The sequence below is a fragment of the Streptomyces sp. NPDC050388 genome (assembly GCF_040655635.1).
In the GTDB taxonomy this organism is placed as follows: domain Bacteria; phylum Actinomycetota; class Actinomycetes; order Streptomycetales; family Streptomycetaceae; genus Streptomyces.
In genome coordinates this window covers 1-18,757 of sequence record NZ_JBFAKH010000040.1, presented here as the reverse complement: position 1 = coordinate 18,757, position 18,757 = coordinate 1, and the positions used below count along the sequence as shown (strand labels likewise).

Genomic DNA, 18,757 nt, shown 5'->3' with positions numbered 1-18,757 from the left:
TTTAGCGTGCAGGGGTGAGCTCACGTACCGTCTCCGATCGGGTGACCGCCCGCCACGGCTGGGCGCAGGCCCTGGTCACGGCGGTGGGCGGGCTGCTCGCCATGGGCGTCGTGGCCGCGCTCGGGCTGTGGGCGGCCGGTGCCACGAACCTCCCCGACGGTTCCTTCCCCAGGGTGGTCGCGGCGACAGTGGTCACCGCCGTGGGCGGCTCGGTGAGGCTGTCCGGGGACGCGGGGAAGCTGGCCGGCGCGGAGGGCGGCCTGACGGTCATGCCGCTGTCCGTCACGCTCACCGGGGCCCTCCTCGTCGGCCGGGGCTTTCTGCGCCCGTTGCGCCACCGGGCCGTCGCCGGGGCGCCCGAGCTGATCGGGTGGGCCGCGCGGATCGCCGCCCTGTGGCTGCTCGCCCTGCTCGGGCTGGCGTTCGCCGCCCGGCACACCTTCGAGGTCTCGCTCAGGGGCGGGCTCCTGAATGATCTCGGGGATCTGTTGGGGATTTACCCCAAGATCGGTTTCGCCGCCGAGGTGCCGCTGACCGTCCTCGTCGGCCTGCTCTGGCTGGCGGGTGTGCTGGTGCTGGCCCTGCTGGTGTCGCAAAGCGCCCCACTGCCGGGCCGGTTGCTCCGGTTCCAGACGGCGGTGCGGCCCGCGGCGCGCGCGATGCTGCGGCTGCTGCTCGCCTTCGTCGTCATCGGTGCCGTGATCGCGCTGGTCGTCGCCGTGACGCGGGGGCATCCGGCGGAGACGTTCGCCGTGATCCTGCTGGGTCTGCCCAACGTGACCTGGCTCGCGCTGACCATCGGGCTCGGCGCCACCTGGGACGGCAGGGTGCAGGGGCCCTTCGGGCTGCCCATGCCTCATGTGCTCGACGAGGTGCTGCGCACCGAGGACGTCTCGGCGCTGAACCTGAGCACGCTCGCCGAGCACGACGGCAGGGTGTGGTGGCTGCTGGTGGCCGACGCGGTGCTGCTGCTGGCCGTCGCGTTCGTGATGGCGGCCCTGTCAACGGCCCGGGTCCGGGCCTGGCAGCACGCCGTGCACCTGGCGGTGGCGCTCGCGCTGACGGTTCTGATGATCTGCCTGGTCGGCCGGATCTCCGCCCGGCTCGGCCTCTCCGTACTCGGCATCGGCGACCTCGGCACCGGGCTCTCCGGTCAGGTGCTGCTCGAACCGCGTCTGGCGGGCGCACTGGGTCTGGCCCTCCTGTGGGGCCTGGTCACCGGTTTCGCGGGCGCGCTGCTGGCGCGGGGCAGGCGGCGCTGACGGGACCTGCCGGACCGCTGCCGGGTGTTCCACGTCCGCGGTCCACGGCGGTGGTGAGGTCCTGTACGTCGAGGGAGATCCAGCCGGTGTCGGCGTACTCCTGGAGTTCGTCGCCGACGGGGCAGAACGCACAGTGGCCGATGCCGCCGGGGCCGACCGGGGCGCGGGTGACGGGACGGCCGTTGAGGTACGCGCCGTTGTGGCTGCCGAGGTCGGCGATCTCGTACGTCCCGTCGGGCAGTGCCCGTGGTTCGGTGTGCCGGCGGGAGACCACGAGGTCGTCGATGGCGAGGTCGTGGTCGGCGGCGCGGCCGCTGCGGACGCCGCGGGTGGGCGGCGGACGTACGGTGGTGGGCTGTGGGGACGGGAGGGTCAGGCGACCGGGACGCCCAGCGCCGGGGCGGCGCGCTGCATCCGCAGGGCGTCCACGGATTCGGCCAGCAGTTCGTACTCGGTGGTGTCGTCGCCGGTGGCGAGGCGCACCAGCTGTCCGGCGGCCAGCGCCTCCGCCGTCTCCTCCTGCCGGGCGGCGTCACCGCACCAGGCACGCAGCACGGCGGGTACGTCGGGCACACCGTCCGCGACGGGGACGAGCGCGCCCGGAGGTAAGTGCTCGGCCTCGGGCTGCGGGTCGAGGCGCTCGGCGATCCACGAGGCGCGATCGCGCAGCCACCAGAGGGCCAGGGCCAGGGTGGGTGCGCGGTAGGTCCCGAGGGGTACGCCGATGCGCCGGCCGTCGCAGACCCCGTACGCCGTGACGTGGCACAGGAACTCGTCGTGCACGATTCTCTCCCCCCGTTGCGTTGCCCGGCGGCCGACCGCGCTCGCTCTCCGGTGGGTCGCGTGCTGTGCGTGAGGGAGCCGTAGCGCGGGGTGAAGCGCTCTCGTATCGAGTATGTTCACCACTGAATCACTGTCACCATGCCTTTCCGGCCACTCTCCTGGCATATTCGCCCCTCCTGATGGCCGGAATGCGGCGCAGGGTGACCGGAAGCACGACGCCGCACCCGGCCGCGTCGTGCTGAGGACCACGACGCGGCCGGGTGGGCGACCTGCCCGGGTGGGGGGCCTACTGCTTGACCACCGCGTCGATGCGGGCCAGTTCGTCCGCGTCGAAGTCGAGGTTGCGGGTGGCCGCGACGCTGTCCTCGAGTTGCCGCGGGCTGCTCGCCCCGACCAGGGCCGAGGTCACGCGCCCGCCGCGCAGCACCCAGGCCAGCGCCATCTGCGCGAGGGTCTGGCCGCGGGACTCGGCGATGTCGTTCAGCGTGCGCAACCGCTCCACCAGTTCGCCGGTGACCGCCTCGGTGTCCAGGAACGGGCTGTCGCCCGCGGCCCGCGAGTCCTCGGGAATGCCGTCGAGGTAGCGGGCGGTCAGCAGGCCCTGTTCCAGCGGGGAGTAGGCGATGGAGCCGACCCGGAGCTCGTCCAGGGCGTCCAGCAGGCCCTCGTCCTCCGGCCGCCGGTCGAGCATCGAGTAGCGCGGCTGGTGGATCAGCAGCGGGGTGCCCAGCTCACCGAGGATGCGGGCGGCCTCACGGGTCTGCTCCGCGGAGTAGTTGGACACGCCGACGTAGAGCGCCTTGCCCTGCTGGACCGCTGAGTGCAGGGCCCCCATCGTCTCCTCCAGCGGAGTGGCGGGGTCGAAGCGGTGCGAGTAGAAGATGTCGACGTGGTCCAGGCCCATGCGGCTCAGGCTCTGGTCGAGGGAGGACAGCAGATACTTGCGTGAACCCCATTCGCCGTACGGGCCGGGCCACATCAGGTGGCCGGCCTTGGTGGAGATCACCAGCTCGTCGCGGTACGGCGCGAAGTCCGCGCGCAGCGCCTCGCCGAGGGCGGACTCGGCGGCGCCGGGCGGCGGGCCGTAGTTGTTGGCGAGGTCGAAGTGGGTGACGCCCAGGTCGAAGGCGCGGCGCAGGATGGCGCGTCGGGTCTCCGCCGGACGGTCGGGACCGAAGTTGTGCCACAGGCCGAGCGAGAGCGCGGGAAGCTTCAGGCCGCTGTGTCCGGTGCGCCGGTAGGGCAGGTCCGCGTAACGGTCGGGGTGCGGGGTGTACAACACGACTCCAGGGGGTTGGCACAAGGGTGTCCGGTTCCGTCGAACCGGGGTTCCACTCTGGCGCGCACCGCGGGCAGCGGTCCAACAGAAGAATCCGATGGAATTCAGCGGATACGCTTCTCAATCATGGAACTGCGCCACCTTCAGCATTTCGTCGTCGTCGCCGAGGAGCAGCACTTCACCCGGGCGGCGGAGCGGCTGCTGGTCTCCCAGTCGGGCCTGTCGGCGTCGATCCGCGCACTGGAGCGCGAGCTGCAGACGCCGCTGTTCGTACGGACGACCCGGAGGGTGACGCTGACGGAGGCCGGACGGGCCCTGCTGGTGGAGGCCGAGCGCGTCCTGGCCCAGGTGCGGGCCGCGCACGAGGCGGTGGCCGCGGTGCAGGGCGTGCTGCGCGGCACGCTCGCGGTGGGCACCGAGCAGTGCATCGCCGGGGTGCACGTGGCGAAGCTGCTGGCCGCGTTCCGGCGGCGCCATCCGGACGTGGAGATCCGGCTGCGGCAGGGGGGTTCGGCGGCACTGGCCGAGGAGGTCGCGGCGGGACGCCTCGACCTGGCCTTCGCCTACCGGACCCAGGCGGACCCGGACCGGTTGCGGCCGGTGGCGCTGGCCGGTGAGCCGATGACCGTGCTGTGCCATCCCGGGCACCGGCTCGCGCGGGCCGGGGCGCCGCTGAACCCGCACGACCTGGGCGGCGAGGTATTCGTGGACTTCCATCCCGACTGGGGGCCGCGCCGGGCCACCGACACCGCGTTCGCCGCCGCGGGGGTACGGCGCACGGTCGCGCTGGAGGTGAACGACGTGCACAGCCTCCTGGACCTGGTCGACGAGAACCTAGGCATCGCCGTCGTCCCCCAGCACTTCCGGCACAAGCGTGAGGCGCTGACCGCGCTGCCGCTCAAGGACACCGGTGAGCCGGTGTACGAGACCGTGGCGCTGCTCCCGCCGGCGGCGGCCACCAGCCCCGCCGCGCGGGCGCTGATGGCCCTGCTGGACGACGCGGACGCGTGAGCGCGGCCGGGACCCCCACGGGGGACAGGGCGCGGGCGGGGGCGGGATGCGCGAGGGTGGACCCATGCATGCCAAGGACATCCTCATCGACGGCTTCGGCAGGATCCGCGAAGAAGTCCACGCCGCGGTGGCCGGGCTCGGCCCCGAGGTCCTCAACGCCCGGCCCGCGCCCGGCACCAACTCCATCGCCTGGCTGGTCTGGCACCTCACCCGGATCCAGGACGACCACGTCGCGGACGCCTTCGGGCTCGACCAGGTGTGGCTCGCCCAGGGCTTCGAGAAACGGTTCGCGCTCGGTCTGCCCCGCGGTGACACCGGGTACGGCCATACTCCGGCGCGGGTCGCCGAGGTGCGGGTCGACTCGGCCGACCTGCTGACCGGCTATCACGACGCGGTGCACGCGCAGAGCCTGGGGGCGCTGCGCGCACTGCGGGCCGAGGACCTGGAGCGCATCGTGGACGAGCGCTGGGACCCACCGGTGAGCCTCGGGGTGCGGCTGGTCAGCGTCCTGTCCGACGGCCTCCAGCACGCCGGACAGGCGGCCTATGTGCGCGGGCTCCTTCAGAGCACGGACTCGTAGCCGGGCAGCACCACGTCCCTCAGGAGGGCGTTGCGCTCGTCGAACGGGAGGAACGCGCTCTTGACGGCGTTGACCGTGACGGTCCGCAGGTCCCGGGCCGTCCATCCCGCCTGCTCCACCAGCAGGGACATCTCGCGGGTCATGGTGGTGCCGGACACCAGCCGGTTGTCGGTGTTGAGGGTGACCCGGAAGCCGAGGTCCTTCAGCGCGGTGATGGGGTGCGTGGCGATCGAGTCGGCGGCGCCGGTCTGGATGTTGGAGGTGGGGCACATCTCCAGCGCGACCCGGCGGTCACGGACCCAGCCCGCGAGCCGGCCGAGCTTGCCGGCCGCGAGGTCGGGGATGTCCTCGGTGATCCGCACACCGTGGCCGAGACGCTGCGCGCCGCACACCTGGAGGGCCTGGTGGATGCTGGGCAGGCCGTGGGCCTCGCCGGCGTGGATGGTGAACGGCACGCTCTCGCGGCGCAGGTGCTCGAAGGCGTCCAGGTGATCGGCGGCGGGGAAGCCGTCCTCGGCGCCGGCGATGTCGAAGCCGACGACGCCCGTGTCCCGGAACGCCACCACCAGATCGGCGATCTCCCGCGTCCGGTCGAACATCCGCATGCCGCACAGCAGCGTCCCGACCCGCACCGGCGTCCCCCCGGCGGCGGCCTTGGCCATGCCGGCGGCGAGCCCCTCCTGCACGGCCTCGACCACCTCGGGCAGGGTCAGCCCGCCCTTGGTCATCAGCTCGGGGGCGTAGCGGACCTCGCCGTAGACGACACCGTCGGCGGCGAGGTCGAGCACGTACTCCTCGGCGGTGCGCAGCAGGCCCTCGCGGCTCTGCATGACGGCGAGGGTGTGCTCGAAGGTGGCTATGTAACGCACCAGGTCACCGGAGCCGGCGGCCTCGACGTACCAGGCGGCGAGCTCGTCGGCGTCGGTGGTGGGCAGGGTGTGGCCGACCGTGTCCGCCAGCTCCACCAGGGTGGCGGGGCGCAGGGCGCCGTCGAGGTGGTCGTGCAGTACGGCCTTGGGCAGTCGGCGGAGGGTGGCGGTGTCGAGGCGGGGCGTGGTCATGGACGATGCGTTCCTCAGCGGTTCGGTGGTGAAGTGCGGGGTCACCCGGCGGGGTGGAGTCGATCGGCAGAGGTTATACGTAAAACGTCGATACGCGCCAGTCCCGCCCCCGGCGGCGCCCCGGGCCTGGTCCCGAGGACCTACGACGGCAGTCCGAGGCGCCCGGGCGGGTCGCCCGGCTACCGTCCGCGTATGGAGATCACCGAGCCACCGCAGCGGAGTCGGAAACAGCGCCGAAGGGATGTCCTGGACCGGCTGGAGCGGGAGACAGACATATGGGTGGCCTCGGCGGATGCCGAGGGGCTGCCCTGCCTGGTGCCGCTGTGGTTCGTGTGGGACGGCGAGGCCGTCTGGCTGGCGACCCGGCCGGCCAACCCCACCGGCCGCAATCTGCGGGAGGGTGGCCGGGCCCGGCTCGCGTTCGGCGACACGCGGGACGTCGTCCTGATCGACGGCGAGGTGGAGACGTACGACGCGCGGGAGGCGCCGCGGGTGGCGGCGGAGGCGTTCCGGGAGAAGACCGGCTGGGATCCGAGTGCGGACCGGGCCGCCCACGCGTTCTTCCGGGTACGCCCCCGGGCGGTGCAGGCCTGGCACGAGGTGCACGAAATGCCGGAGCGGCATCTCATGCGGGACGGGATCTGGCTGGTGTAGGGCGCCTTGCCCCGGCGTCGGACCCGCGCCGACCCTCCCGGGGGATCGCCGAGGTAAGCCCAAGAGGGGCCACGGCATGATCTTGGTTCCTTGAAGCCGCAACCCGTCACCTGTTCGACTTCGCCTCGTTTGTGTGATGTTGGGTTTGTCGTCTGGGGCCGGGGTCTTCCGCCGCCGGCTGGAGAACCGGCTGCGGGCCGTCGCCGCGGCGGCGGACGCCGGGTACCTCGGGCTTGGGGAACATCGGTACAGCGGTTGGTGCTGAGAACGATCATGGTTCCAGGGTGGCGGTCTCCGAGTTCGGGTGAGGTCGGGTCTGGAGTCGCTGGCGGAGATCGGCTTCCCCCGGCGTGAGCGGATCGTCCGGGCGCCGGATGCGAACTCGGCGGGGACGTGGGGTGTCGTCGACGTCCTGGAGGTCGGCGAAGTCGGCGTGCGCCGCCTCGACGGCCTCGGGGTACGCCTCCTTCTTCTCGTGCTCGGTGAGCGCGCGGGAGATGCTCGCGACGCTGGGGGCCTGGCCCTTGCGTTTGCCGGTGGGAATGATCAAGTCGGGCTGGATCTGCTCGACCGAATCGCCGTTCGCCCGGCACCGGAGCACGGTGTGCAGCATGTCCTCGGTCATGACGGGCGGTCGGCCACCGTGCTTGCCCTTGCGGGCCGCCGCGTCGAGTCCTTCGAGGGTCGACTCCCGGATGTTCTCCCGCTCGGTCTCCGCCATCGCCGCGAAGAACGCGAACAGGAGACGGCCCGGCCCGCTCGGGTCGTACATCCCGGGCAGGGGCCCGGCGAGCATCTCCAGGACCAGGCCGTGGGCGGTGAGGTGGTCGGCGAGCGCGGTGAGTTCGGCGGCGTCGCGGCCGAGGCGCTTCATCTCGTACACGGTGAAGACGACGCGGCAGTGCGGGGCGTGGGCCTTGATCCGGCGGGCGAGCGCGAGCGCGGCCTCGAACTGGGGTCGGACCCGCACGCGGGTGCTGATCTTCTCGGAAAACACCTTGTCGCGCTCGATGCCGTGCTTGGCGAGGGCGTCGAGCTGGGACTGGAGTTCCTGGGTGAGCGTCGAGCAGCGGGCGTAGCCGATACGGATGTCCGCGCTCGGCAGGGCCGGGTCGATCGGTGCCGGGGGCGGGGTACCGGGCCGCCACGGCTGTCCCGGGTCGCGGTCGGCTGGGGGTTGGTACCCGCAGTTCCTTCTTCAGCCGGGGGGCCATGGTGAAGCGGCGGGTGTGGTGGGCGGGGGCGACCGCGCCGCCGCGCGAGCGGCACGGCGAGCCGGGCTGCGCGTCGCACTTCGGACAGGCGTGCCGTTCGACGTCGTCCGCGTCCGACCGGCCGGACGAGGATGGCTGCTGAGGGTCTGTCACGGGTCCGGATTTTCGCACCACGCAAGTCTCGGAAGGAGGTCCGTCCCGCTTTTGAGTGAGAACGGGGTATGAGAAAGAATCCGGGATCGGCGGGAGTCTCGCGACGGTTATTGATCTTGCTCGCGCAAAGGACTGTTTGTGAGAAAAGCAGTGCTGACCTGAGCCCTCAGCCCGAACCGGCGACCAGCGCCTCGCCGAGCGGGGTGCGCCGGTAGAGCACCGACCGTCCGGACCGGGCGCGGACGAGCAGTCCCGCGCCTCGCAGGATGGCGAGGTGGTCTCCTACCGCACCGGGTGTCATGGCGAGGCTTCGGGCGAGGTGGCTGGTACTGGCCGGGGCGTCCAGCGCCAACAGCAGCCGGGCTCGGGACCGGCCGACCAGAGCGGTCAGGGCGTCCGGTCGGGGGACGCTCTCCTGTTCGCCCCACAGGACGGCGGTGCCGCGGGCACGATAGATCAAGGTCCTGGGCCAGGGGTCTTCCAGGTGGGCGGCGATATTCGCGACGAAGACCGAAGGGATCAGCAGGAGCCCGTCGCCGGCGAGGCGGACTGTTCCGACTTGGGGGAAGTGGCCGATCTCGATGCCGCCGGCTTGCCAGGCGATGCTCGGGTGCAGGCTCTCGATGGTCGTGACCCATCCGCGTTCGCCGATCACACCCACCCGGTGCACGACGTCGCGCTCACAGATCGCTCGCAGTTGCGGCCAGTCCATGGCGAGCAGTTCGTGCCAGGCCTGGTCCATCGCCTCGGCGATCCTGGAGACGGCGTCCGTCGAGTCCAGCACTGCGCGTACGCGGGGATCGCGGGCGGACGGGCCGGTCGCGTTGGTGGCGAATTCGTGGCGGGCCGCTTCCAGCGGTGTGGCCCGGATCATGGCCAGGTCGTCTGACCAGGTCTGGTTGAGGCCGCGCGGGGGCGGGGCGACGAAGTTCGGTCCGGATCGGGAGCTGTGCAGGGCGAGGACGGCGTTCAGTTCGGTCTCGCGGCGAAGCCGTTCGAAGGCCGGCAGGAGCCGGGTGGCCCAGGCTCGCGGCAGTGGCCGGTCTTGGCCGGCGAGCGAGCGCAGCAGGAAGCAGAGGTCCATCGCGGGGGAGAGTGCGAAGCGGCTGCGCAGCAGGGCCTCGACGGAGACTTCGAAGCGGAGCACCCTGCGACGTTACCGCAGGACGTCCGTTCCGATTCGTCGAGCGACGAATCATTGTTGGGTGGGGTGGGCGCACGGCGAGGCTGGGCGTCATGACCCCGACCGCCGAGCCCGCACAGGGCAACCACCGCGCCACCTACCGGGAGGTGCTGGCCGAGCCGCGATTCCGGCTGCTCTTCTCGACCCGCGCCGTCTCGATCACTGCGGACGCGCTGCGGATCACCACGTTCTCGGTTCTGGTCTTCTCGGCCACCGGCTCCCCGCTGCTGAGCGCAGTGGCCTTCGGCATCGGCTTCATCCCGCAGCTGTTCGGCTCGCTGTTGCTGGGCTCACTGGCCGACCGGCTGCCGCCCCGCGCGCTCATCACCGGCGGCTACGCCTTGACGTGCGCCGCCGCCCTGCTGCTCGCCCTGGTGCGGATGCCGATCGCGGCAAGCCTCGGTGTCGTGGCGCTGGTCGCCCTCGCCACACCGGTATTTCACGGCGCGTCGAGTCGGCTGGTCGCGCAGTCGCTGGAGGGCGACGCCTATGTACTGGGCCGGTCACTGAACAACATCGCTGGCTCCGGCGCGCAATTGTTCGGCCTGGCGCTGGGAGGTGCGGTCGTCGCGGCACTCGGTCCACGCCGGGCGCTCGCGGTCAGCGCCGTCCTCTACCTCGGCTGCGCGCTTGCTGTCCGCATCCGGCTGCCCCGGCTGCAGCCGGGAGAGTTCGGCGGCACACCCGGCAGCGCTCGGGGCGATGGCGGGGCCGTCCGTGCGAGCCTGCACGGTGCCGGCCTGCTGCTGCGCGGACGCACAGTGCGACGACTGATGCTGGCCCAGTGGCTACCGCCCGCGCTCGTAGCGGGCGCGGAAGGCCTCATCGTCGCCTACGCGGGAGAACGCCACTTCGCGTCCGGCTGGTACGCGGTGCTGATGGGCTGTCTGCCGGTCGGCATGCTGGTCGGTGACCTGATGGTGGGTCGACTGCTACGGCCACCCACCCGGGAGCGACTGGTCGTCCCGTTGATTGCGCTGGCGGGGCTGCCGCTGGTCGGCTTCGCCGCCGAGCCCGGAGTGGGCGTCTCGTCCTGTCTGCTGCTGCTCTGCGGCTTCGGATTCGCCTACGGTCTCGGCCTGCAACGGCCGTTCCTGGACGCCCTGCCGCAGGATGGCCAGGGCCAGGCCTTCGGCTTGCTCGGCTCCGGCAGCATGACGCTGCAGGGAGTCGGGCCGGTTTGCTTGGGCTCGGTGGCCGCAGGCATTGGAACAGGCGGCGCAATCGCCCTGGCAGGCGGCGCGGCGGTGCTGACCGCCGGCTGGATTCTCACCTGGCATCCGTCCACCTCCTCGGTCCCCGTCCCGAACTCCTCAACGGGATCAGCGAACGGCACCGAACAGCATGCGTGTAGTTCTCCTGCGCAGTAACCGTCGCAGGTCGGGTCGGCCGTGAGCCGTCACGCACCCCACCTCCACCCCCACGTCTCTCTGCCAGCCGTTGCGGACCACGTACGGGATCTTGAGACTACGAGCAGCCCATGGAAGGTTCATGCCGCATGATCGATGAATTCGCAAAGGACAACCTGCACGGGAGACTGCGGCGGGACCGCGAGGCGCTGCTCTGGAAACTCGACGGCTTGTCCGAATACGACGCCCGCCGACCTCTGACGGCGACCGGGAGCAACCTCCTCGGCCTGGTCAAACACGTGGCCACTGTCGAGGCCAGGTACTTCGGCGAGGTCTTCGACCGCCCTTCCCCGGAACCGCTGTCCCGGTGGCAGGACTCCGACGGCAGCGATCTGTGGGCGACCGAGGACGAGACCCGCGATCAGATCATCGGGTTCTACCGGCGCACGTGGGAACACTCGGACGCGACGATCAACGAGCTTCCCCTCGACGCCCCCGGCCGCGTGCCGTGGTGGCCGGAGCCTTATCCCAACACGAACCTGTTCGCCATCATGGTCCATGTCCTCGGCGAGTCCATCCGGCATGCCGGGCACGCCGATATCCTGCGCGAGGGCCTCGACGGCCGGACCGGGTCGCGCGCCGAACACGAGCAGCAGATCGACGAAGAAGCCCGTGCAGCCCACTGCGCGAAGATCGAGCAGGCCGCCAGGTTGGTCTCATCAATCAAGGCTTAGTCGAACATATCGGGCAGCCTGGCGTCGGCTCCCCTACCTGCGCTTGCGATTTCCGAGCACCCGGCCACCTGATATGCCCGCGTCACCCGATGTGGGCGTTCAGTCCGCGCCTTCGTCGTCCTCGTCCAGCTCGGGCGCGTCCGGGTCGCGCAGCGGGCGCAGGCCCTGGGGCGGGGTGGAGGGGGTGAAGCTGTAGCGGCCCAGGACGTTGAGGTTCTTGAACTTCAGCGGGGACAGGCGGGCGACATCCTCATCGCTGATCTCGTGGCCCTCGGCACGCAGTTGGGCGACCGCGGCGTCGATGTACTTCGTCGTCCAGAGCACAACAGCGTTCAGGGGTGTCATTCCTTTGCGACTGGTGACACGGTTTTCCGCACACGTACCGGCCACGCGTGATCAATCTCAGCGGCACTTTCTGCACCGCAACTACTCACACCCGCTGAGTCCCGCGAGTTCGCGAAAACTGAAGGCACTTCGGCGGGAACTCAAGGGTCTGTCGCCCTGATGTCAGGGGTGGGCCCGTGGGTTCGCGGTGAAGTCGCGGGGTCGGGCTTGGTGAATGCTTGCCGGCTGTGCACGAGCAGCTGACGCATCCCCGGGCTGTGCATGTTCTTCCAGATCAGGGCGAGCAATGCGGGTGTATCCACGTCATCGATGGTGCGGGCGGTGAGCCGGTCGCGGTAGCTCGCGGCCATGGAGTCGCTGAGGACGGCGACGGCGAGCCCGCGGGCGGCGAGGTCGGCAATGGCGTCCGCGGCGCTGGCTTGCAGAGTGATCGCGGGTTGGAGGCTCTGTGCGGCGCAGGCCTGGTCGAATACCGTGCGCAGGCCGGTGCCGGGCGGCATGCACACGATCGGGTGGGCGATCAGGTCGCGCAGGGTGACCCGTCGCTGTTTCGCCAGGGGGTGCCCGGCCGGGACCGCCGCGACGAGCCGCTCGCTGATGATGGTCAGCGCGTCCAGCCCGTCGGGGGTGGCGGTTGCGGCCCCGATGAGTGCCAGGTCGACGGTGCCGGTGCGCACCTTCTCGACGAGCCGGTCGGAGCTGTCCTCCAGCAGTGAGATCTCCACACCGGGATGTGCCTGGTGGAACGCGGCGAGGGCGTCGAACAGCGGGGTGAGGGTGCAGCCGATGACCATCCCGACGGTGAGGCGCCCCCGGATCAGATCGGTCACCTCGCCCACCGCCTGGCCGACCGCCCCAGCGGCGGCGAGTGCGGCGCGGGCGTGTTCGAGTGCGGCCTTTCCCGCGACGGTGAGGGTGACGGTGCGGGCCGACCGGTCGAACAGCTCGGCCCCGAGTTCCCGTTCCAGCTGACGGATCTGGGCGCTGACGCCGGACTGGCTGATGTGCACCCGCTCGGCCGCCCGGGTGAAGTTCTGCTCCTCGGCGACCGCGACGAAGTATTCCAGTTGCCTCAGTTCCATGACTGTGAATTCTAGCTTCCATGAAATCCATCTGTTGGACTTCTGGACAGTGGGCGGCCACGCTGGAAAGCGCCGAAGCCCGACGTCAGGAGGAACTCATGCCAAAGTACGAGAAGGCCATGCGGCCCGAGGACATCACCCACTTGTTCGTCGAACGATCCAACGCCGGTGACGCGGCCGGGGTCGCCGCACTGTACGAAGAGGGTGCGGTGATGGCCTACCCGCCCGGCGACCGGACGGTGGGCCGGGAGGCGATTCGTGCGCTGTGGGAGAAGGTGCTGGCCAACCGTCCCCGTTTCGAGCCGGAACAACCGCTGCCGACGCTGATCAGCGGCGACATCGCCCTCACCTCGACCCCGCCGAAGGACGGGGCCGGTGCCCGGGCGCAGGTCGTCCGGCGCCAGCCTGACGGCAGCTGGCTGCGCCTGCTCGACCAGCCCGAGTTCGTCCCACCCACCCGCTGACCCCTCGCCTCCGTGATCTCGCGGAACCGAAGGCTGCTGGGCGTGGCCCCGGGGGTCGGTGCCCCCGGTGTCAAGGAGTTGATCCGCGGGTTCGTGGTGAAGTTGCGGGGTCGGTTTCCAGGGGCCGTTCCATGAGAGCGCGAGCGGAGTCCGCGTAGCGCATCGCGGTCTTCTCGTCGAGGCCGAAGACCTCCGCGAGATGGAGTGGGTCAGGGCCCTTGATCATGGCCTCTTCGAGTTGGCGGTCGACGCGGAGTTTCTCCAGGGTCGCGTCCTGGCCGCGCATCGCAGCGCTGATCCAGTGGTTGCTGGCGCGACCGGTGGTGTTGGCGGTCTGGTTGTTGATCAGCAGGTGGAGGTTCGCGGTGTTCGGCCACCGGCTGCGCCGGTGCTCCAGCCAGTCCAGCAGCAGCTTCAGGGTGAGGTCGTCGAGCGGGCGGACGCGTCCGGCGATGGTCAGCCGGCGGTTGCCGAGGTCGACGTCGTCGAGCATGAGGGTGGCGATCTGGGCGACCCGGGCGGCGTGGACCGCCGCGAGGGCGAGGATGAGCCGCGTCGCCGGGGTGGTGGCCGCCGCGACGGAGCGGTCGACCTGGTCGGGGACGAGTGGTTGCAGCACGGCGTACTCGTACTGCCCGACCTTGATCCGACTGGTGGGATTGCGGAAGACCAGTCCGTTTTGCTTGGCCCAGGTGAACAGCGAGCGCAGGGCGACCAGTTGGTCGTGCCGCTGGTGGCCGTGCAGTGTCTTGATGTAGGTGAGGACATCGGCGCGGGTCACTTCCCGCAGATGGTCGTAGCCGTTCGACCAGTCCAGCAGGGCCGGGCGGACCCGGTTGAGGTAGAGCCAGACCGTGCCCTGTCGTCGCGGGAGGCTGCGGGGGCCGCCGTCCCGCAGGACGCGGGTCCACCGCTCGGCCTCCGAACGGATGCCGAGTGCGAGACCCTTCAGCCTCGCGGCGAGCCAGCGTTCGAAGGAGGGTTCACTGTCGTCCTCGAAGATCCCCACCTCCTCCAGGACCGTGACGGTGTGGCCGACCGGCAGGCCCAGGGCCCGCAGCGGGGTGAAGATCTCTGTGTGCCGGATGACGTCGCCCTCGACGTACCCGGTGAGAACGAGGGCCAGGCCCCGGTTGACGGCGAAGCGGATGGTACGCCCCCAGCCACGGGCCTCGGCGAGCCGGTGGGCGAGATACTTCGCCCAGGTAAGCCAGGGGCCGGCCAGGTCGGCGTCGGCCAGGGTGAGTCGGCTGTAGTCACGGGGGAACTGCTCGAACAACGGAAACTGCCGCCAGCCGGGAGCCGGGCGCCAGGCCGGTGCGGGCGGCGGCTTGCGCGGGGCTCCCCGCTGTCCTCCGCGCCGCCGTGCCGAGGGTGTCGACCGTCTGCGGTAGTGCATCCCGACGAAGAACAGCTGGTGGTGCCGGACGGCGGCGAGCCGCTCCCGCACGTCCGTCTCGTCTGCCGGCTGGCCGGCGACGGCCTTCGCGCTGAGGCGGGCCTGGCACCAGCACAGGCGGCAATAGTTCCACTTCAGTGGCTGGATGCGGCGGCAGCCGGTGCATGTGGCCGCATCGTGGCCGCGACCGAACATGTAGCACGTGGGGCAGAGGCGGCCGCTGAAGTTTCCCCAGGCCAGGCAGCTCTCACAGGAGTCGGGGGGCTTGACGTAGCCCTTCGGGAACCGTGCCACCGACTCACTCCGGCGGCAGCGACCGGCCACCCCGGCGCCTGGGGACCACCGCTCGTGCGGCGGTCCCCGTCCCGACCACGGCTCGCTCCGTCCCCTCCGCCTGCCCCGGGCGGCGGACCTTCTCCGGCTCGGGGATCAACAGGTCACCGATCTCGCAGTCGAGGACCACGCAGATGACGTCCAGGTCCTCCAGCTTGAGCGAGACCGGCTGACCGGACCACAGCCCGGACATCTTCCCCGCCGAGATCACCAACCCGTGCTCGGCCAGGCTTCGTTGGAGTTCGGACGCCTTCCAGACACCCTTGTTCGCGGCGGTCAGCCGCAGGTTCCACCTCATCGGACCAGCCCTTCCAGCCGCTTCGCGGCTCGCTCGGTCCCGGCGGCCCAGGCGTCTTCGACCCGGGTCTGCTGGACGTGGACGTACCGCATCGTCGTAGCGATCCAGGAATGCCCCAAAACCTCCTGAATTGCGAGCAAGTCCAGCCCGTTCTCATACAGTTGGGACGCACAGAAGTGCCGCAGGACATGCGGCGTCAGCGTCTCGCCCCATCCCGGCAGATGTGCCTTGGCCGCGTCCTTGAGCCCGCCGCGCAGGGCGTCGTCGCCCACCCGGCGCGAGGAGCCGTCGGCGTTCTTCTGCTCGGAGGGAAACAGCGAGGCGCCCGGGCGTGTGTGGTCATCGTCGAACTGGCCCCACACGTCCTCGATGAACCACCGCAGCGTGCGGTCGGCGCCGTTGATCAGCGGAACCATCCGCTCGCGCGGGCCCGAACCGCGGGCGCCCTTGCCATGGCGGACGTGGAGCTTGCCGAAGCGCCCCAGGTCCCACTTGATGTCCGCCAGGTCGAGCTTGCACGCCTCGCTGACCCGCAGGCCGACCTGGGACATCAGCTTTGCCGCGGTGTAGTTCCGGGCGGTAGGGGCGAACTTGCGGCAGGTGGCCAGCTCGCCGCCCCAGCCGGTGAACAGCGTCCCGACCTCCGGCCCGGTCGGGGGGATCCGCAGAGCCGCGTCCTTGGCCCCGCGCGGCCGGTTCATCTCGTCGATCGGGCACTCGACCACCCGGCCGGTCATCCGGTGGAGTTCGACCTTGTGCCGTAGCTCCAGGAACAGGAAGTACGTGCTCAGCGCCTGTGACCGGCCCAGCCGGGTGCCGCTCGGCGAGCCACGCAGCACCTTGCCGAAGTACGTGTTGGTGTCGGCCGGCTCCATGTCCCACAGCGGTCGGCCGAACCAGGCCCTGATCTGCTCCAGGTGCCCGACATCCCCGCGGATCGTGCCGCCCGCCAGTCCCGCCGAGGCCCGTGCGAGAACGAACCCGGACAGCACGTCGGTCTCGAACCGCTCCAGCTCCTCCGCCGACGCGGGCGCCCAGTGCTCACGCAGGTCCCGTACGACCGCCAGCGCTGCCAACCCGAGCCTCCTCGCCTTCGTTCCGACCGCGGATCGGTCGGACGAGGTGAGAACGCTTCAAGAATCCCGAAGTTACGTCACAGAGCGGCAGAGCACCCGAAGGAGAAAGAACCCCCTGGCCACGGGCTCGGGGACTCAGCCGGGCTCAGGGGAACTCACGGGATGTCGCACACAAGGACAACGGCGAGGTCCAGTGGTATTGCGAGGGCCGGACCTCGGACTCCGGCGGCAAGCCGGCGCTTGGCTGTGACTTCGGCGGCGGCTCCAGCGGCGGCCCGTGGATGCGCGTGTTCGGCCAGTCCTCGGGGCTGGACCAGACCAACGGAGTCACGAGCACCGTCAACTCCGTCGGGGTGAACCGGAGTTCCTACTTCGGCGACAGCGTCAAGCAGATGTTCGACGGCCAGGGCTCCGTCACCTGACATCCAGCGGATCGGTGTTCACCCCGCCGCACAGCCAGTAGCGTGGCGGGGTGAGTGCTGTTCCCGTACGGCTCCGCACTGGCTGAGGAGGTCGCCCATGAAGCGCCCCGGCATCCGCGCCCTCGTCGTCACCGCAGGCGTCGCTGCGGCTCTGGCCACCGTCGTCGCACTCCGTCAGGACACGTCCGAGTCCCCGGGCTCTCCGCCTGAGCCCGGGAGTGACACCTCGACCTCCGAGGTTCAGCACGACCAGCGCGACGTAGAGGAGTACTGGACCGACCGCCGCATGGAGGAGGCCGAACCGGCACCCATGCCGCACGAGGAGTAACGACTTCTATCAGGACCTCCCGTTGCCTAGTGCTGTGACCGCATAGGTTCGCGAGGTTGGTGGTCGTGGCGGTCGGATGGGCGGTGACGTCCGATCCGACCGTTGGAGGCGCGGTGGCCGAGCCTGTCCGTGTGCGCAGACCGACCGCTCAGGAGGGGCAGAAGCTGCAGCAGATCGTGCGCCCCGGCAGTACTGGCTCGGTGCGCTACCGGCGCGCGATGATGCTGCCGGCCTCGGTGGGCGGGAACCGTGTCCCGGTGATCGCGCGGCTGGTCCAGGCCGACGAGGACACGGTGCGGGGAGTGATCCACCGGTTCACCGAGATCGGTCTGGGCTGCCTGGACCCTCGATGGGCGGGAGGCCGTCCTCCCTCTCCAGGCTCCGCCCGGGGGTACCCCCAGCCTGCTCACCCCTGACGACGAGAACTTCGGCGTCCAGACGGCCACCACTCGTCCCACCAAGCTCGGTCGGCCCTTCACCCGCTGGTCGATCCGCGAACTCGCCGCCTACCCGCGCCGGGTGCACGGCCGGGGCATCCGCATCGGCCGCGAGGCCTTACGGTGCCTGCTCCGGCGCTGCGGCATCACCTTCCAGCGCACCAAGACCTGGAAGGAGTCCCCCGACCCCGACCGCGAGGCGAAACTGGACCGGGTCGAGGAGGTCCTTCACCGTTTCCCGGACCGGGTTTTCGCCTCCGACGAGTTCGGCCCGCTGGGCATCGGCCCATCGCCGGCTCGGGCTGGGCGGCGCGGGGCAAGCCGAACCGGCTGCCGGCAACCCACCGCCGCACCCACGGCGTCACCTACTTCCACGGCTGCTACTCCGTCGGCGACGACCGCTTGTGGGGCGTCAACCGCCGCCGCGAGGGCACCGCCAACAGCCTGGCCGCGCTGCAGTCGATCCGCGCCGCCCGGCCCGACGGCGCCCCCATCTACATCATCTTGGACAACCTCTCCGCACACACCGGCGCGGACATCCGCCGATGGGCCAAGAAGCACAAGGTCGAGCTGTGCTTCACGCCGACCTACGCCTCCTGGGCCAACCCGATCGAGGCCCATTTCGGACCGCTGCGGCAGTTCACCCTGGCCAACTCCCACCACCCCAACCACGTGTCCCGGACCCGGGCCCTGCACGCCTGTCTGCGCTGGCGCAACGCCAACGCCCGCCACCCCGACCTGCTCGCCGCCCAGCGCAAGGAACGCGCCCGCATCCGCGGCGAGAAGGGCATCCGCTGGGGCGGACGCCCCCTCACATCCGCAGCCTGTCCGACCATGCGAACCTCCCAGGTCAGGGCGGCAGGTAGCCCAATTTCTGGCCGGTCGCGGGCGCAGCGATGAGTTTTTTCGGCCCGGAGAGTCTCACCACCGTTGTCGACAACACAGGAGAAACAGATGGCTCAGCTACTGAGAGTCCAGAACTTCACCGTCTCGAGTGACGGGATCGGTGCCGGTGAGGACCAGAGCCTGGAGAGGCCGTTCGGACACGTCGATCCCGGAAGGCTGTTCGCCTGGGCCGGCGCCACGGCAAGCTGGCCCGGGCGCACCGACCCCGGGGGGAGCCGAGGTCTTGACGACTACTTCACCCGGGATTTCGCCCACAACATCGGTGCCGAGATCATGGGCCGCAACAAGTTCGGGCCCCAGCGCGGGCCCTGAACTCTTCTCGGTAATGTCTCGTGACGTTTTGTGATCTTCGTTCAGGCGGTGCGACCGTGTTCGAGCTGGAGCAGGACGAGGGCAGCTCGGGC

At 70.6% G+C, this 18,757-nt stretch carries 18 protein-coding genes and 4 pseudogenes; 11 read left to right on the top strand and 11 right to left on the bottom strand.

Annotated features, from left to right (window positions below):
* Positions 1 to 14: 14 nt before the first annotated feature.
* Positions 15 to 1,262 (top strand): streptophobe family protein, encoded by a 1,248-nt coding sequence (locus tag AB0I73_RS22930; RefSeq protein ID WP_363040138.1) that lies wholly within the window; start codon positions 15 to 17, stop codon positions 1,260 to 1,262.
* A 25-nt stretch (positions 1,263 to 1,287) separates the two neighbouring features.
* Here AB0I73_RS22930 and AB0I73_RS22925 read toward each other — a convergent pair.
* The 3 genes and pseudogenes from AB0I73_RS22925 to mgrA all read right to left on the bottom strand — a co-directional run.
* Positions 1,288 to 1,620, bottom strand: a pseudogene (locus AB0I73_RS22925) (FHA domain-containing protein); the annotation flags it as partial.
* A 14-nt stretch (positions 1,621 to 1,634) separates the two neighbouring features.
* Complete coding sequence (locus AB0I73_RS22920) at positions 1,635 to 2,045, bottom strand: hypothetical protein (RefSeq protein WP_363040136.1); 411 nt, start codon at positions 2,043 to 2,045, stop codon at positions 1,635 to 1,637.
* Between the two features lie 286 nt (positions 2,046 to 2,331).
* On the bottom strand, positions 2,332 to 3,324 hold the full coding sequence (mgrA, locus tag AB0I73_RS22915; protein ID WP_363040218.1) for an L-glyceraldehyde 3-phosphate reductase: 993 nt from the start codon (positions 3,322 to 3,324) through the stop codon (positions 2,332 to 2,334).
* Between the two features lie 126 nt (positions 3,325 to 3,450).
* Between mgrA and AB0I73_RS22910 the strand changes: the two genes are divergently transcribed.
* Both AB0I73_RS22910 and AB0I73_RS22905 read left to right on the top strand, forming a co-directional pair.
* Complete coding sequence (locus AB0I73_RS22910) at positions 3,451 to 4,335, top strand: LysR substrate-binding domain-containing protein (RefSeq protein WP_363040134.1); 885 nt, start codon at positions 3,451 to 3,453, stop codon at positions 4,333 to 4,335.
* A 64-nt stretch (positions 4,336 to 4,399) separates the two neighbouring features.
* Positions 4,400 to 4,915: a DUF664 domain-containing protein gene (locus tag AB0I73_RS22905; protein WP_363040132.1), complete on the top strand. Its 516-nt coding sequence runs from the start codon at positions 4,400 to 4,402 to the stop codon at positions 4,913 to 4,915.
* Here AB0I73_RS22905 and AB0I73_RS22900 read toward each other — a convergent pair.
* Positions 4,897 to 5,976, bottom strand: coding sequence for an adenosine deaminase (locus AB0I73_RS22900; RefSeq protein WP_363040130.1), 1,080 nt, complete (start codon positions 5,974 to 5,976; stop codon positions 4,897 to 4,899). The two genes, AB0I73_RS22905 and AB0I73_RS22900, sit on opposite strands and share 19 nt — an antisense overlap.
* 192 nt (positions 5,977 to 6,168) lie before the next feature.
* Between AB0I73_RS22900 and AB0I73_RS22895 the strand changes: the two genes are divergently transcribed.
* Positions 6,169 to 6,630: a pyridoxamine 5'-phosphate oxidase family protein gene (locus tag AB0I73_RS22895; protein WP_363040129.1), complete on the top strand. Its 462-nt coding sequence runs from the start codon at positions 6,169 to 6,171 to the stop codon at positions 6,628 to 6,630.
* A gap of 271 nt (positions 6,631 to 6,901) precedes the next feature.
* Here AB0I73_RS22895 and AB0I73_RS22890 read toward each other — a convergent pair whose 3' ends face one another.
* Together AB0I73_RS22890 and AB0I73_RS22885 are read right to left on the bottom strand one after the other, a co-directional pair.
* A complete protein-coding gene (locus AB0I73_RS22890) occupies positions 6,902 to 7,714 on the bottom strand; it encodes a recombinase family protein (RefSeq protein ID WP_363040216.1) in 813 nt (270 codons plus the stop codon).
* 449 nt (positions 7,715 to 8,163) lie between these two features.
* Entirely contained in the window at positions 8,164 to 9,144 is a 981-nt protein-coding gene (locus tag AB0I73_RS22885; RefSeq protein WP_363040127.1) for a winged helix-turn-helix domain-containing protein, read from the bottom strand.
* Positions 9,145 to 9,233: 89 nt separating this feature from the next.
* Between AB0I73_RS22885 and AB0I73_RS22880 the strand changes: the two genes are divergently transcribed.
* Positions 9,234 to 10,550 (top strand): MFS transporter, encoded by a 1,317-nt coding sequence (locus AB0I73_RS22880; RefSeq protein WP_363040125.1) that lies wholly within the window; start codon positions 9,234 to 9,236, stop codon positions 10,548 to 10,550.
* A gap of 128 nt (positions 10,551 to 10,678) precedes the next feature.
* On the top strand, positions 10,679 to 11,263 hold the full coding sequence (locus tag AB0I73_RS22875; RefSeq protein ID WP_363040123.1) for a DinB family protein: 585 nt from the start codon (positions 10,679 to 10,681) through the stop codon (positions 11,261 to 11,263).
* A 99-nt stretch (positions 11,264 to 11,362) separates the two neighbouring features.
* Here the strand turns inward: AB0I73_RS22875 and AB0I73_RS22870 are convergent.
* Positions 11,363 to 11,599 (bottom strand): annotated as a pseudogene (locus AB0I73_RS22870) (Tn3 family transposase); the annotation flags it as partial.
* Positions 11,600 to 11,748: 149 nt separating this feature from the next.
* On the bottom strand, positions 11,749 to 12,690 hold the full coding sequence (locus AB0I73_RS22865) for a LysR substrate-binding domain-containing protein (protein WP_363040121.1): 942 nt from the start codon (positions 12,688 to 12,690) through the stop codon (positions 11,749 to 11,751).
* A gap of 98 nt (positions 12,691 to 12,788) precedes the next feature.
* Between AB0I73_RS22865 and AB0I73_RS22860 the strand changes: the two genes are divergently transcribed.
* Positions 12,789 to 13,154 (top strand): nuclear transport factor 2 family protein, encoded by a 366-nt coding sequence (locus AB0I73_RS22860; RefSeq protein ID WP_363040119.1) that lies wholly within the window; start codon positions 12,789 to 12,791, stop codon positions 13,152 to 13,154.
* A 70-nt stretch (positions 13,155 to 13,224) separates the two neighbouring features.
* Here the strand turns inward: AB0I73_RS22860 and AB0I73_RS22855 are convergent, their stop codons facing one another.
* The 3 genes from AB0I73_RS22855 to AB0I73_RS22845 are packed head-to-tail and all read right to left on the bottom strand — an operon-like array spanning position 13,225 to position 16,260.
* On the bottom strand, positions 13,225 to 14,847 hold the full coding sequence (locus AB0I73_RS22855) for a hypothetical protein (protein WP_363040117.1): 1,623 nt from the start codon (positions 14,845 to 14,847) through the stop codon (positions 13,225 to 13,227).
* Between the two features lie 4 nt (positions 14,848 to 14,851).
* Entirely contained in the window at positions 14,852 to 15,184 is a 333-nt protein-coding gene (locus AB0I73_RS22850) for a helix-turn-helix transcriptional regulator (protein ID WP_363040115.1), read from the bottom strand.
* A complete protein-coding gene (locus AB0I73_RS22845) occupies positions 15,181 to 16,260 on the bottom strand; it encodes a site-specific integrase (RefSeq protein ID WP_363040113.1) in 1,080 nt (359 codons plus the stop codon). The genes AB0I73_RS22850 and AB0I73_RS22845 overlap by 4 nt, the downstream gene beginning before the upstream one ends.
* Before the next feature lie 281 nt (positions 16,261 to 16,541).
* Here AB0I73_RS22845 and AB0I73_RS22840 point away from each other — a divergent pair, with 281 nt between their 5' ends.
* From AB0I73_RS22840 to AB0I73_RS22825, 4 genes and pseudogenes are all read left to right on the top strand, one after another.
* Positions 16,542 to 16,682, top strand: a complete 141-nt coding sequence (locus tag AB0I73_RS22840) for a hypothetical protein (RefSeq protein WP_363040111.1) — start codon at positions 16,542 to 16,544, stop codon at positions 16,680 to 16,682.
* A 97-nt stretch (positions 16,683 to 16,779) separates the two neighbouring features.
* Positions 16,780 to 17,010 carry a hypothetical protein gene (locus tag AB0I73_RS22835; protein ID WP_363040109.1) on the top strand — a complete coding sequence of 77 codons (231 nt, stop codon included), beginning with the start codon at positions 16,780 to 16,782 and terminating at the stop codon, positions 17,008 to 17,010.
* 113 nt (positions 17,011 to 17,123) lie between these two features.
* Positions 17,124 to 18,272: pseudogene (locus AB0I73_RS22830) on the top strand (IS630 family transposase); the annotation flags it as partial.
* Between the two features lie 129 nt (positions 18,273 to 18,401).
* Positions 18,402 to 18,662: pseudogene (locus tag AB0I73_RS22825) on the top strand (deaminase); the annotation flags it as partial.
* Positions 18,663 to 18,757 lie beyond the last annotated feature (95 nt).